Here is a 12,922-nt window from a genome sequence, read left to right as displayed (position 1 = left end):
CAGCTGTGAAATCAGTGAGCCTTACCGCTACGCTCGCGAGCGTCAGCCTGGATTGCCGCCTCGTGATAGGACGCGCCGCCGGCCGCGAATTCGACGAAGTCCGGCACCTGCGCCGCGGACTGTGTCCGGGACTGGGCCACCGCAGTCCGTCTGGCCGCTGTGGGGAACTGCAGGATTTCTGCAGTGTGCTCTGTCGTTCTGGTATCCATTTCTCTCACCACTTGTCTTTTCGTGCTTTCACAGCCCTTGTTGTCCTTAGTTTATGTATGCATACGCGTTACGCAATATGCTGAAAAAATAATCTGATTTTTGCCTATTATATGGACACGACCAATGGGTGCCTGCGGATCGCCCTTCATTCGTCTTCAAGAATCCAGAGCCATCGCCGATGCGGCGCGCTCTCTCGCGGGCGACTGGAAAACGCGAGATCCTCTCGGCCCGATAACCGTGCGAACCGCACATCAGGTTCCTCAAAACACCTTTGCCGACTGACATTTCCGTAGACTTGCGAAGCGGCGCAAAGCTCCGCCGGACCCAAGCGGAAAGAGCCACGAGGCGATCACCATCGCACCGGAACTTGGAACGAAACCTTCGCGGTGCGGGCACTTCATGGATTTTGGCACGGAACCTGCTTCGCTCTGGCGTGGCTGTCATGCTGCGTGCTCCCTCGCGCGGCGGTCGGCCCATGTGTTTCGATGCGCAACCGCGACCATTCATGAAAGATCAGTCATGACGAAATATAAGCTCGAGTACATCTGGCTGGATGGCTACACGCCCGTCCCGAACCTCCGCGGCAAGACGCAGATCAAGGAGTTCGGATCCTTCCCGACCCTCGAAGAGCTTCCGCTCTGGGGTTTCGACGGATCGTCGACCATGCAGGCGGAAGGCTCCAGCTCGGACTGCGTTCTGAAGCCCGTGGCCGTCTATCCCGATCCTGCCCGCACCAACGGCGTCCTCGTCATGTGCGAAGTCATGATGCCCGATGGCACGACGCCGCATCCCTCGAACTCGCGCGCGACGATCCTCGACGACGACGGCGCCTGGTTCGGCTTCGAGCAGGAGTACTTCTTCTACAAGGACGGCCGGCCACTCGGCTTCCCGGCCCAGGGCTATCCGGCTCCGCAGGGCGAGTACTACACCGGCGTCGGCTACAAGAATGTCGGCGACATCGCTCGCACGATGGTCGAGGAACATCTCGACCAGTGCCTGGCCGCCGGCATCAACCACGAGGGCATCAACGCGGAAGTGGCGAAGGGCCAGTGGGAATTCCAGATCTTCGGCAAGGGCTCCAAGAAGGCCGCCGACGAGATGTGGATCGCCCGTTACCTGCTGCTCCGCCTGACCGAGAAGTACGGCGTCGACATCGAGTGGCACTGCAAGCCGCTGGGCGACACCGACTGGAACGGCTCCGGCATGCACTGCAACTTCTCGACCGCCTATATGCGTGAAGTCGGCGGCAAGGAGTATTTCGAAAAGCTGATGGCGCAGTTCGAGAAGAACCTCGACGAGCACATCTCCGTCTACGGGCCGGACAACCACATGCGCCTCACCGGCAAGCACGAGACGGCGCCGTGGAACAAGTTCTCCTATGGCGTGGCAGACCGCGGAGCCTCCGTCCGCGTGCCGCACTCCTTCGTCAAGAACGACTACAAGGGCTATCTCGAGGATCGCCGCCCGAACTCCCAGGGCGACCCCTACCAGATCGCTTCTCAGGTCCTGAAGACGGTCTCGGAAGTCCCGACCGGCGACAAGGCCCAGGCCGCGGCCTGACACAGAGTTCAGGAGCCGGCTCTCGGGCCGGCACCTCCAGTCAGCGATATGACGGCGTGACTTCGACGGAGGTCACGCCGTTTTTCATTGTCATGAAGAAGGGGTCCCTCACCGACGGTGTGGGTCATTTGCGGGACGGGCTCGTATCAGCGGTCGCCCGCAGCGGCGTGATGATCGTCCGTGTCTTCGTCCCAGACGAACTCGAGCAACAAATTGCGCTGAAAGATCGAATTGTTGTCGTCGGAAATCAGCGTGAGCCGCGTGCGCCCCGCCCCGTCCTGCCAGACATCGAGCCCTTCCAGATTGTCGATCTCCTGCCCGAGATCCGCCTCGAATACCACAGGCCCGTCGACAAGAGCGCCCGGCCGGATCGTGTCGCCGGCGATGCGGCGGATGCGGATGCCGAGCCCGCCGAACCACGCCTGAAACCGGCGCTCCAGCAGGAGCAGATCACCATCAAGCATAAAGTCGCCGTCCGAAACCGCCCAGCCTTCGTCGCGACGCACCTTGAAGATGCGCGCCTCCCCTCCCTCCGGCGAGAAGATGCCGGCAAAGAGATTGCCTGCGGGATCGATGGAGTTTTCGGCAATCGCGACGAGGCTGCCCGCGAGCGGTGAGGCCGGCGGCGCTGCGGCCAGCGTTTCCAAAGCCTCGTTCGCCCGCAACTCGCGTCGCGGGATCGGCAGAGGCACGTTTGTCGGCCGTCCGTCGTAAAGGCCGTTCAGCGGAAAGGCGAAAATGCGGTGCAAATGTTCGAAGCCAACAAAGGCCTTGCCGTCGGCGATCGCCAGCGACTCCGCGTCGCCCGCCGCCTTGCCCGGCACCGGCTGACCGTTCAGCCCGATGAACCGTGCCATCTCGGCGTCGGCGATGCCGCGCGGCCGCCCCTCCTCGTCCCGCTCGATCCGGCCGGCGAGCCAATTGCCCATGTCGGAGACGGCCAGGAACCGCTCTCCGTCCTCTTCGAGCCGGATCGCCGAGAAGCCGGCGAAGCGGCTGTCGCTGGCTGACAACTCCAGACCACCAAGAAATACGAGCGAGCCGAAACGGGTCTCCTTTGAGCCCTTGTCGAATTGCGCGATGAACTCCGCATCGACGGAGACCGGATCGGCGGCAACGGCCCGGTCGGCCATCATTGTCAGAACCAATGCGGTGAGCGCACCCAGGACGGCATGACGACCCATGGGGCGCCCCGGGCTGGCAGAACCCCTACCCTTCCCGGAACCGGGGAATGGCCTCATCGCGCCACGCTGGCCAGGCGCCGCGGAGAATTGCTCCAGGCCGCGCGACCGCCGCGCCGATCCTCGTCCTCGAAGAGATCGGCCAGCTGTTCGGTCATCGCACCGGCCAACTCCTCGGCATCGACGATGGTGACGGCCCGGCGATAGTAGCGGGTCACGTCGTGGCCGATACCGATGGCAAGCAGTTCGACCGGCGAACGCGTCTCGATCTCCTCGATGATCGCCCTCAGATGCCGCTCGAGATAATTGCCCGGATTGACCGAGAGCGTCGAATCGTCGACCGGCGCACCGTCGGAGATCATCATCAGGATCCGCCGCTGTTCCGGGCGGGCGAGAAGCCGATTGTGCGCCCAGATCAGCGCTTCGCCGTCGATATTCTCCTTGAGCAGGCCCTCGCGCATCATCAGGCCGAGATTGCGCCGAGCCCGCCGCCAGGGGGCGTCGGCCGATTTGTAGACGATGTGGCGCAGATCGTTGAGACGGCCGGGCTTCGCCGGCTTGCCGGCCTTGAGCCAGGCCTCGCGCGACTGACCGCCCTTCCAGGCACGGGTCGTGAAGCCGAGCACCTCGACCTTGACGCCGCAGCGCTCCAGCGTGCGAGCGAGAATGTCTGCACAGGTCGCGGCGACCGTGATCGGGCGGCCCCGCATGGAGCCGGAATTGTCGATCAGGAGCGTGACGATCGTGTCGCGGAACTCGGCGTCGCGCTCCATCTTGTAGGAGAGCGGCTGGGTCGGATCGATGACAAGACGCGTCAGGCGCGCCGTGTCGAGATAGCCCTCTTCCAGATCGAAGTCCCAGGAGCGGTTCTGCTGCGCCATCAGGCGGCGTTGCAGACGGTTGGCGAGCCGCCCCACCACGCCCTGCAGCGAGGAGAGCTGCTTGTCGAGAAACGCTCGCAGCCGGTCGAGCTCCGCCTCGTCGCAGAGTTCCTCGGCGCCGATCATCTCATCGAACTGGCTGGTGAAGACCTTGTAGTCGAACTGCGGCGCGTCGCGATCGAGCGGCTGGTTGGGCCGGCGGGATTCGCCCGGCGTCTCCGTGTCCTGGCTGTCATCGTCGACGGGGTCTTCGGCCGTGACCTCTGAGGATTCGGCTTCCGCCGTCTCCTGGTTCTCGCCTTCGGTCTCGGTCTCCTCGGCCTCCGCCTCCTCGGAGCCGGCGTCTTTCTCTGAGCCGCTTTCTTCGGAATCGCGGCTCTGGTTGTCGCCCTGCTCCTCGTCTTCGTTCTCGTCTTCCTCGCTGGGGTTTTCCTCGGCGAGTTCCTCGGCCATCTCGAGGGAGACGAGCATGTCGCGCATGGCGCGAGCGAAGGCCTGCTGGTCCTCCAGAACCTCGGGCAAGCGCTCGAAATTCTTGCCCGCCTTGTCCTCGACGAAATCCCGCCAGACATCGACGAGGGCGCGGGCACTCTCAGGGATCGGCCGCCCGGTCAGCTTCTCACGCACCATCATGGCGACCGCGTCTTCGATCGGCGCCTCGGACTTGTCGGTCACGTCGGCGAGATTCGAGCGGAAATACTTGTCCTCCAGCATCGCCGCGAGATTGTCGCCGACACCGCTCATGGCGTTGGCGCCGATCGCCTCGCAGCGCGCCTGCTCCACCGCGTCGTAGACGGCGCGAGCGCCCTTGCCGTCAGGCGAAAGGCTGGCGTGCAGGCGCGTGTCGTGCCGCGCCTTCCTCAGCGCCATGGCATCGGCGAGGCCGCGCGTGACGGACACGTCGTTCTTGGTCGCGCGCTTCGGCAGTTCCGGCAGCCGCGCCTTGTGACCGGCGAGCCCCGGCCGGTCCGCGGCGTAGGTGACTTCCATCTCCGGATCGCCGGAAATCGCGCGCAAAGCGCCCGCCACCGCACGCCGAAACGGCTCGCGGTCGATGCTCTTGCCCTGGGGTGGACGTTTATTGTCGCCGGAGCGGGGCGTGGAAGCAGCGGTCATTTCAACGTCATGCCTGTCATAAAAACGAGCCGCAGAGGATCCGCGACTCGACGCATCGCCTTAAGAGAACGTAATTTGCCTGGGCCGAAATGCCAGACTAGACGATCCAATCCTCCAGCGCGACCGTCTGATCAGCGAACTGCAGGGCCTCGATATTGGCGAATGTATCGATGCCGTCCAGGCCCGCCCCGTTCAGGTGGGAGAGCCGATAGTTCCCGTCGACAATGCTGAGATCGTATTCGGCCCGGCTTCCACTCAAGAGAAGCGTGTCGGAACCGTCACCACCATCGATCTCGTCGTTGCCGCGCTCACCCGCGACGAGATCGTCGCCTCCACCGGTGTTCAGCCGATCATTGCCCCAACCACCATAGACGCGGTCGTTGCCGTCACCCGTCACCACTGTGTCATCGCCACCACCGCTTCGAACCGCATCATAGCCACCACCTTGGCTGTAGATGGAATCGTCCTGGTTGCTGCCGATCACCCAGTTGCTGCGGGGATCGTACCAGTTGACAAAAACGCCCGCACCTTCCACGCCGTGCGCATTCACGTGCTGAGCGAGCGAGACCTGCCCCGTGACAGGAACGGAGACGCCGACCGCACCATTGTCCGTAACCGAAAGGCTGCCAGACGATCGGAAAATCTCGACCCGAGAGTAGCCATCAGAACGAGCCGCCGAGCCAGACACGAAAACTGTGCGACTTGATCCGTCGATGCTGGCTTGTATTACCATTTTCATAAACCCTGACACGATACACGCAGCTTTGCCATATCAGGGCTTCATGATTACCGCCAACTGAACTCTATTGCCGGGTAGTGACACCGCATCAATCCAGCACGATGTTCGCCGCGCTCTCCGGCAATTCCTCCCCAAACGCCCGCTGATAGAACTCAGCGACCAGAGACCGCTCCAGATCGTCGCACTTGTTCAGGAAGGTCAGCCGGAAGGCGAAGCCGACATCGCCGAAGATCTCGGCATTCTCGGCCCAGGTGATCACGGTTCTGGGGCTCATGACGGTCGAGAGATCGCCATTGACGAAGGCCGAGCGAGTGAGATCGGCGACCCGCACCATCTTCGAGACGATCTTGCGGCCTTCCTCGGTGTCGAAGCTCTTGGCCTTCGCCAGAACGATGCCGACCTCGGTGTCGTGCGGCAGATAGTTCAGCGTCGTGACGATCGACCAGCGGTCCATCTGCGCCTGGTTGATCTGCTGGGTGCCGTGATAGAGGCCCGTCGTGTCGCCGAGACCGACCGTGTTGGCGGTCGCGAACAGGCGGAAGGCGGGATGCGGCCGGATCACCCGGCTCTGATCGAGGAGGGTCAGCCGGCCGGACGATTCCAAGACGCGCTGGATCACGAACATCACGTCAGGGCGGCCGGCGTCGTACTCGTCGAAGACCAGAGCGACATTGTTCTGATAGGCCCAAGGCAGGATGCCATCGCGGAATTCGGTCACCTGCATGCCGTCGCGCACGGTGATCGCGTCCTTGCCGACGAGATCGATCCGGCTGACATGGCTGTCGAGATTGACGCGCACGCAGGGCCAGTTCAGCCTTGCCGCGACCTGCTCGATATGGGTCGACTTGCCGGTGCCGTGATAGCCGGAGACCATGACGCGCCGGTTCTTGGCGAAGCCTGCCAGGATCGCCAGCGTCGTCGGCTTATCGAAGATGTAGTCCGGGTCGATCTCCGGCACATGCGGATCGCGCTTCGAAAAGGCGGGAACCTTGAGATCGCTGTCGAAACCGAAGGTTTCACGGACGGAGACCGTGGCATCCGGGAGGGGGGCCACTTCCTGTTCCGCTGCACTCATCATACCTCCAGAGGCGCGCGGCTGGGATGGTTTGCCCCGCGCCGAATGTCTGCTTCGCCCATCACGTCGGCAGAAATGCCGCCACCGCCCGGGCCTTGGAAATCGTCAGCGGCAGCACAGAGGGCGACCGCATCTGTCGTGAAGGGGTTGCAGCGCCTCACGCCGTCTTGGCCCCTCGCCCAGCCCTCGGACATGCCCTTGGGAACAGAGGAGCGAGGGAAGGACAATCGACCGGCACCCGCAGCCCGAACTCGGGTCTTAGCAGAGCCCTGACTGCTTCAAAAGCTTGTAGGCCTGAATGACCTCGCGGAGACGGTCCTCGGTCCCCCGGTCACCGCCATTGGCATCCGGGTGCAACTGCTTCACCAGATCCTTATAGCGCCTGCGGATCGCTTCGCCAGACGCATTGGGTTCGAGCCCCAAGGTTTCGAACGCCTTTTTCTCAAGGGGGCGGACTTTCGGGCGTCGGGCCTCACGCCGCGGCTCGCCTTCCTCTCCGAAGAGGCCGAAGGGATCGCGCGGGCGTCCCGCACCGGTGGGTCGGCGGCCACTCCTCTCGCTACTCTGGGCCGACCCATTGCGACCCATGGACCAGGTCGGACGATGACCGGTCATCGCGTCCTTCAGATAGGTCTGAATGACGTCGTCGCTGAGGCCCGAGAAGTAGTTGTAGGACTTGTTGTACTGGCGGACGTGGTCGACGCAGAAATTGAGGTACTGCCCCTCATAGTCGCGTCCCATCGGGGCCTTGTAGACGCCCGCCTCCTCGCAGCCATCCCAGGCACAGACCGGTGCCTTCGGCTTGGCACGGGCCGAACTCTTCCCTTTGACGCGAATGCCGTCGAAATATTTTGAATCGAGCTTCATCGCCGGCGATTATGGGGCTCCCACCGGCCACGAACAAGAATTGACAGGCCGGAAAATGCCGGAAATGGCTGGCCGCCGGAAACCCGGCGCAAGCCTCGCACCAACTCTGCCGAGGCGGGGCGGACCAAAACGGGCGGCAACACGAGGACAGGAGACGGGGCCAATGAGCACGAAGGCGGCGATCGAACGGAAACTCACCGAGACGTTTCATCCCCTCGGCCTGCAGGTGATCGACGAAAGCCATCTGCATGCCGGCCACCACCACGCCGACAGCGACCATCACGCCACCTTCGACGGGTCGGGCGAGACACACTTTCGCGTCCGCCTGGTCAGCGAGGCCTTCTCCGGGATGAGCCGAATCGCCCGCCACCGGGCGATCAACGCGTTGCTCGCCGAGGAACTTGCGGCGGGCGTGCACGCCCTGGCGATCGAAGCGGCCGCACCGGGCGAACCGACCCGGATGAAAACGTGAGAGGCCGAAAATGCCACGAGGTGGAGGCTTCCGCTTGTCGTGACATGAAACCTTCATTATGATGTTTCATACATCAACATCGCTATTTCAAATTTCTATCATGCCATATAGAATGGAACCCCTGTGATCACTTCGGCGCAGATGCGGGCCGCCCGCGCCCTGCTCGGGATCGATCAGCGACAGCTCGCCGCGCTCGCCGGCGTCTCGCTGCCCACCATCCAGCGGATGGAGGGCAGCGAAGGCACGGTGCGCGGCGTGGTCGACACGCTGGAAAAGGTCGTCAGCGCGCTCGACGAGGCCGGCATCGAGCTGATCGGCGAGCATCGCCCGAGCGAGGGCACCGGACGGGGCGTGCGGCTGAAACAGCCCCGCTGACGTCCCGCGTCCTTCGAGGCGAAGGGCCGGAACTGCCGCGGTTGATCCCACGAAAGCCCGGCAGGCCGCGACGGCCGATCCGTCGCCCCCTGCCGCCAATGGCATGGGAATTTGAAGGGACGTCAGAGCCATGAGTGGAGTCGGCTCGGCCAGTTTCGGCGAAATGTTTACCCCCAAGCTCGTGACGGTCCTGAAGGAGGGCTACCGCCTCGAAGCTTTCAAAGCCGATCTCGTCTCGGGGCTCACCGTCGCGATCGTGGCGCTGCCCCTTTCGATGGCGATTGCCATCGCGTCGGGCGTGTCGCCGGATCGCGGCCTGATCACCGCCATCGTCGGCGGCTTCTTCGTCTCGCTCCTCGGCGGCAGCCGGTTCCAGATCGGCGGTCCGGCGGGCGCCTTCATCCTGCTCGTCTCGGCGACCGTCGCCGCGCAGGGTGTCGAAGGGCTGGTGCTCGCAACCTTCCTCTCCGGCCTGATCCTCGCCGCGATCGGCATCTTTCGCCTCGGCACCTTCGTCAAATACATCCCCTACCCGGTCACCGTCGGCTTTACCTCCGGGATCGCGGTCATCATCGCAGCGACCCAACTGCGCGAGTTCTTTGGCCTGACGCTCGACGGCACCGAGCCGGGCCCGATCGTCGACAAGCTCACGGCTCTGGCATCGGCTGCCGGCACGCTGGATCCCGCAAGCCTTGGCATCGCACTGTTCTCGCTCGCCTTGATCCTCATCGTGCGACGGTTTCGCCCGCACTGGCCGGTGCTCCTGATCGCGGTCGTCGCCGCCTCGCTCCTCACCACAATCGGCGGGTTCGACATCGCCACCATCGGCAGCCGCTTCGGCGGCGTGCCCTCGTCGCTTCCCGCACCAACACTGCCCGATCTGTCCGCGGAAAAGGTCATGGCGGCCCTGCCGCCCGCCGTCTCCTTCGCGCTTCTGGGTTCGATCGAAAGCCTGTTGTCGGCCGTCGTCGCCGATTCCATGAGCGGCCGGCGCCATCGCTCCAATTGCGAACTCGTCGCGCAAGGGGTCGCCAATGTCGCCTCCTCGCTCTTCGGCGGGATCTGCGTCACCGGGACGATCGCCCGCACCGCGACCAATGTGCGCTCCGGAGCCAAGAGCCCGATCTCAGGCATATTGCATTCCGGCTTCCTGCTGGTCTTCGTACTCGTGGCAGCGCCCCTCGCCGCCTACATTCCGCTCGCGGCGCTGGCCGCCGTCCTCCTCTTCGTCGCCTGGAACATGGCGGAAAAGCACGAATTCTGGGCCCTGATCAAAGCCTCGCGCGGCGACGCCGTGGTGGTGCTCGCGACCTTCCTGCTCGTCGTCTTCCGGGATCTCACGGAGGGCATCCTGGTGGGCTTCGGACTCGGTGCCCTTCTTTTCCTGCACCGCATGGCGAACGAGGTCACGGTCAAGGGCCACGGCATCGCGATCGCGACACCCGATCAAGCCGATTCCACCTATGAGAAGGGTTCGGAGCCCTATTCCGACCGTGTGCTGGGCGATCCGGAGATTTTCGTCTGCCGTATCTCCGGCGCCTTCTTCTTCGGCGCAGCAGCCAGCGTCGGCGCGGTGCTCGACCGGATCGCCGAGCGGCCGAAGGTCTATGTCCTGGATTTCTCCGAAGTGCCGTTCATCGACAGTTCGGCGGCCGCGACGGTCCTGGGCTTCGTCGACAAGGCCAAGAGCCGGGACGCAAGTGTCGTCATCGCCGGGGCTGGCGAAGCGAGTCGCCGAATTCTGCTCACGCAGGGCCTGGAGGACGGCGCGACCCTGTTCCGGCCGGATCTCGACGCGGCCCTGAAGCTCGCCCATCAGATCGTGGACGAAGGCGGGGCCGAACTGCGGACCCGACCGGCCTGAACCCGCCGCCTCGCTGGCATAATTGGTTACCAAACTCTTCTGCGTCTTCCACTTGGACCGGTGCCGGCGGGAGGTCGGCCCCATGCGCCATGAGGGCGTCGCGATCGGGAGTAGTCCAACGATTTCGTTGCGGCTGAATCGGATCGTCCCCATGTTGACATGGTTAACGCTCCGATAAGGTGACGGGGAACGTTTCATGACCGACGAAGCCGAGGGGCGCCGATACTCGACGATCTGGCTCGTCATCTCCGTCCTCATCCTGTTCTTCGGCTGCGGGCTCGCTCTCGTCCAGAGCTGGGTCAACGCGACTGCCGCCCGTTACGGCGCCAGCGTCGCCACGACGCTCCAGCGTGTTCACTCCAACCGTCTCGTCGTCGACCTCGACAAGCACCGGGCGAAGCCCTGGAACGCCCCGACCGAAGAGATGATGTATGTGGACTATCAGGACGTTCCGGAGGTCATGCGTGAGGCCATCCTCACGTCGGAAGACTCCTGGTTCTTCTATCACCCCGGCTTCAACCCGATCGCCATCGGCAAGGCCTTGATCAGCCAATTCGGCGACGACCCGCGCGGCGGCTCCACCATCACCCAGCAACTGGCCAAGCAGATCTATGTGGGCAGCCGCCGCGACTTCAAACGCAAGTTCGACGAACTGGCGATCGCACTCTGGCTGGAATGGCGCTTCAGCAAGGAAGAACTGCTGGAGTTCTACCTGAACACGCCCTTCATGGGGCACAACACCAAGGGCATCGAAGCGGCTGCCCGCTACTATTTCGATTATTCGTTCAAGCGCGAACGCTCCCAGCGGGTGGAATTCACACCCGACATGGCGGCCAGCCTCGCGGTCACCATCAAGAACCCGACCACCGGCAACCCGACCAAGCCGCTGAACATGCGTCAGGCGCGGCTCTTGCTGACGACCATGGGGATCGCGCCGACGACCCTGACGGCCGAAGCCGTCGCCGACGACACCCTGCCGCGGCGCTTTGCCGCCTATGCCTTCAAGGAGCACCGGCGGTTGTCGGACCAGTTCGGCTCGGCGCGCAATCTCGCGATCGCCCGGCTGGCCGGCCAGTTCGGTGAGGCGGATCAACGCCTCGACGTGGTGACCTTCTATTCCTCCGAAACCCAGCTCTATCTCGAAAGTGCGATCGAGAAATACTATCCGCGGATCGCACGGGCGGGCTACGACCGGCTGACGGCCGTGGTGGTCAACAACAAGACCGGCGGGATCGAGGCGATGGTGGCGTCTCCCGATGGGAGCCTCTATCCGGGCTCGACGGTGAAGCCGCTTCTGACGCTGTGCGCCCTCGTCGAGCAGGGCTGGACTGCCGCGACCAAGGTCGACGATTCTCCCGTCGGCATTCCGCCGGTCAGGAATGCCGACCGTCGCTATCTCAACGAAATTACATTGGAAAAGGCCTTGGCGATGAGCCGGAATCCGCCGTTCGTGCGGATGATGCGCCGGTTCGGCCGACCCTGTGCCAATTCGGCCATGGAGCGCATGGCGACCGATTTTCGCTTCACCCGTGGTTCGGATCGCGCACTCGCCCTCGGTGCCGAGCCGGTCAAGCTGATGCAGCTCCTGGATGCCTATGTCACGGTGGCGAGTTGCGGAGAGGTGGCGAACGGCCCTCTGATCGTGAAGGAAGCCCGCGACCGCGAAAGCCAGAAGGTCGTGTTCGCGACATCGGCGGAACCTCTGCCAAGCGACAGCCGACTGGTGGGGGGCTTCGACACGCTGCACAAGATGCTTCTGGCGACGACGGGACCGGACGGCACCGCCAATGGCAGTCGCTTCATCCATGACGTGGCGGCGAAGACCGGGACCTCGGACGACAACCGCCAGATTACCCTGATCACTTTCACCAAGGCCTATACGGTGCTGGTCTCGGCCGAAGCGAGCGACACCGGGAAGCTCAGACAGCGCCTGTCGTCCCATGCGCTGGTCCCGCTGACGCGCAATCTCAACGCCAACATCCATGGCGAAGAGAACCCGGGTCCGCTGGGTTGCGAGACACCGACCGTCGTCGCGCGCCGGGATACGAAGGACCTTTAACCGGTCGGGTAGTAATCAATCGGGCGGTTGGCACTTTGATGACGACGCCCGGCAAGCTTAGCCGCGCATGGCATTCAGCAGGATGCCGGGAAGTCGAGTGCAAGATCAGAGATAGCCTGAAGGACCGGAGCGCGACCGGCGATCACTGCCGATGGCGCTCAAATCAGACGCGCGTCCAGACCTGCGTCTTGCAGAAGATCTTGAGGGCACAGCCGGTCAGCTTCAGCGTTCCGCCGCCGACGGTGGCGCTGCCGGAATAGGTGCGGTCGTCGCGGGGATCTGTCACGGAGCCGGTATACTCACCGTTCTGGCCGTTCATGCGCCCAACGGCCTTGCCCTTGTGCTGGCCGCTGACCACCGTGGCGCAATAGCTGCCGCCGCAGGAGGTCACATGGACGATGCCGCCACCGGGCGCCCGCCACTTGCCGAGGATCGGATCGGCCGCGAGGGACGGGGCGGAGAATGCAGCCAGGGCAGCCAGGGTGAGAATGGTCTTTTTCATCGGACAATCATCTTCTGCTTC

Annotated in this window: 12 protein-coding genes; 5 read left to right on the top strand and 7 right to left on the bottom strand. The window is 63.9% G+C overall.

Annotated features, from left to right (window positions below; all coding sequences use genetic code 11):
* Positions 1-11 precede the first annotated feature (11 nt).
* Complete coding sequence (locus MF134_RS09995; protein WP_255339287.1) at positions 12-209, bottom strand: DUF2735 domain-containing protein; 198 nt, start codon at positions 207-209, stop codon at positions 12-14.
* Positions 210-729: 520 nt separating this feature from the next.
* Between MF134_RS09995 and MF134_RS09990 the strand changes: the two genes are divergently transcribed.
* On the top strand, positions 730-1,770 hold the full coding sequence (locus MF134_RS09990; protein WP_255339286.1) for a glutamine synthetase beta-grasp domain-containing protein: 1,041 nt from the start codon (positions 730-732) through the stop codon (positions 1,768-1,770).
* Positions 1,771-1,916: 146 nt separating this feature from the next.
* On the opposite strand, the gene MF134_RS09985 is transcribed toward MF134_RS09990, so the two are convergent.
* The 5 genes from MF134_RS09985 to MF134_RS09965 form a co-directional block, all read right to left on the bottom strand.
* Positions 1,917-2,954, bottom strand: coding sequence for an esterase-like activity of phytase family protein (locus MF134_RS09985; RefSeq protein WP_255339285.1), 1,038 nt, complete (start codon positions 2,952-2,954; stop codon positions 1,917-1,919).
* A gap of 53 nt (positions 2,955-3,007) precedes the next feature.
* Positions 3,008-4,948 carry a cobaltochelatase subunit CobT gene (cobT, locus tag MF134_RS09980; protein ID WP_255339284.1) on the bottom strand — a complete coding sequence of 647 codons (1,941 nt, stop codon included), beginning with the start codon at positions 4,946-4,948 and terminating at the stop codon, positions 3,008-3,010.
* Positions 4,949-5,045: 97 nt separating this feature from the next.
* Positions 5,046-5,483, bottom strand: coding sequence for a calcium-binding protein (locus MF134_RS09975; RefSeq protein WP_255339283.1), 438 nt, complete (start codon positions 5,481-5,483; stop codon positions 5,046-5,048).
* A gap of 292 nt (positions 5,484-5,775) precedes the next feature.
* Positions 5,776-6,762 carry a cobaltochelatase subunit CobS gene (cobS, locus tag MF134_RS09970; protein WP_255339282.1) on the bottom strand — a complete coding sequence of 329 codons (987 nt, stop codon included), beginning with the start codon at positions 6,760-6,762 and terminating at the stop codon, positions 5,776-5,778.
* Positions 6,763-7,020: 258 nt separating this feature from the next.
* Positions 7,021-7,629, bottom strand: a complete 609-nt coding sequence (locus MF134_RS09965) for a J domain-containing protein (RefSeq protein WP_255339281.1) — start codon at positions 7,627-7,629, stop codon at positions 7,021-7,023.
* 163 nt (positions 7,630-7,792) lie between these two features.
* On the opposite strand from MF134_RS09965, the gene MF134_RS09960 reads away from it, so the two are divergent.
* From MF134_RS09960 to MF134_RS09945, 4 genes are all read left to right on the top strand, one after another.
* Positions 7,793-8,101, top strand: a complete 309-nt coding sequence (locus tag MF134_RS09960) for a BolA family protein (RefSeq protein ID WP_255339280.1) — start codon at positions 7,793-7,795, stop codon at positions 8,099-8,101.
* A 123-nt stretch (positions 8,102-8,224) separates the two neighbouring features.
* Positions 8,225-8,476, top strand: coding sequence for a helix-turn-helix domain-containing protein (locus tag MF134_RS09955; RefSeq protein WP_255339279.1), 252 nt, complete (start codon positions 8,225-8,227; stop codon positions 8,474-8,476).
* 130 nt (positions 8,477-8,606) lie between these two features.
* On the top strand, positions 8,607-10,340 hold the full coding sequence (locus tag MF134_RS09950) for a SulP family inorganic anion transporter (protein ID WP_255339278.1): 1,734 nt from the start codon (positions 8,607-8,609) through the stop codon (positions 10,338-10,340).
* Between the two features lie 196 nt (positions 10,341-10,536).
* A complete protein-coding gene (locus MF134_RS09945) occupies positions 10,537-12,399 on the top strand; it encodes a transglycosylase domain-containing protein (protein ID WP_255339277.1) in 1,863 nt (620 codons plus the stop codon).
* A 163-nt stretch (positions 12,400-12,562) separates the two neighbouring features.
* Here the strand turns inward: MF134_RS09945 and MF134_RS09940 are convergent, their stop codons facing one another.
* Complete coding sequence (locus tag MF134_RS09940; RefSeq protein WP_255339276.1) at positions 12,563-12,901, bottom strand: DUF2147 domain-containing protein; 339 nt, start codon at positions 12,899-12,901, stop codon at positions 12,563-12,565.
* Between the last annotated feature and the right edge of the window lie 21 nt (positions 12,902-12,922).

The organism is Jiella marina (assembly GCF_024359545.1).
Lineage (GTDB): Bacteria > Pseudomonadota > Alphaproteobacteria > Rhizobiales > Rhizobiaceae > Jiella.
The sequence above is the reverse complement of the archived record's forward strand: the minus strand, read 5'-3'. Positions and strand labels throughout refer to the sequence as shown.

Coding starts and splice junctions, on each gene's coding strand:
- MF134_RS09995 (WP_255339287.1), bottom strand. CDS start 209: ATGGATACCAGAACGACAGAGCACACTGCAGAAATCCTGCAGTTCCCC.
- MF134_RS09990 (WP_255339286.1), top strand. CDS start 730: ATGACGAAATATAAGCTCGAGTACATCTGGCTGGATGGCTACACGCCC.
- MF134_RS09985 (WP_255339285.1), bottom strand. CDS start 2,954: ATGGGTCGTCATGCCGTCCTGGGTGCGCTCACCGCATTGGTTCTGACA.
- cobT (WP_255339284.1), bottom strand. CDS start 4,948: ATGACCGCTGCTTCCACGCCCCGCTCCGGCGACAATAAACGTCCACCC.
- cobS (WP_255339282.1), bottom strand. CDS start 6,762: ATGAGTGCAGCGGAACAGGAAGTGGCCCCCCTCCCGGATGCCACGGTC.
- MF134_RS09965 (WP_255339281.1), bottom strand. CDS start 7,629: ATGAAGCTCGATTCAAAATATTTCGACGGCATTCGCGTCAAAGGGAAG.
- MF134_RS09960 (WP_255339280.1), top strand. CDS start 7,793: ATGAGCACGAAGGCGGCGATCGAACGGAAACTCACCGAGACGTTTCAT.
- MF134_RS09950 (WP_255339278.1), top strand. CDS start 8,607: ATGAGTGGAGTCGGCTCGGCCAGTTTCGGCGAAATGTTTACCCCCAAG.
- MF134_RS09945 (WP_255339277.1), top strand. CDS start 10,537: ATGACCGACGAAGCCGAGGGGCGCCGATACTCGACGATCTGGCTCGTC.
- MF134_RS09940 (WP_255339276.1), bottom strand. CDS start 12,901: ATGAAAAAGACCATTCTCACCCTGGCTGCCCTGGCTGCATTCTCCGCC.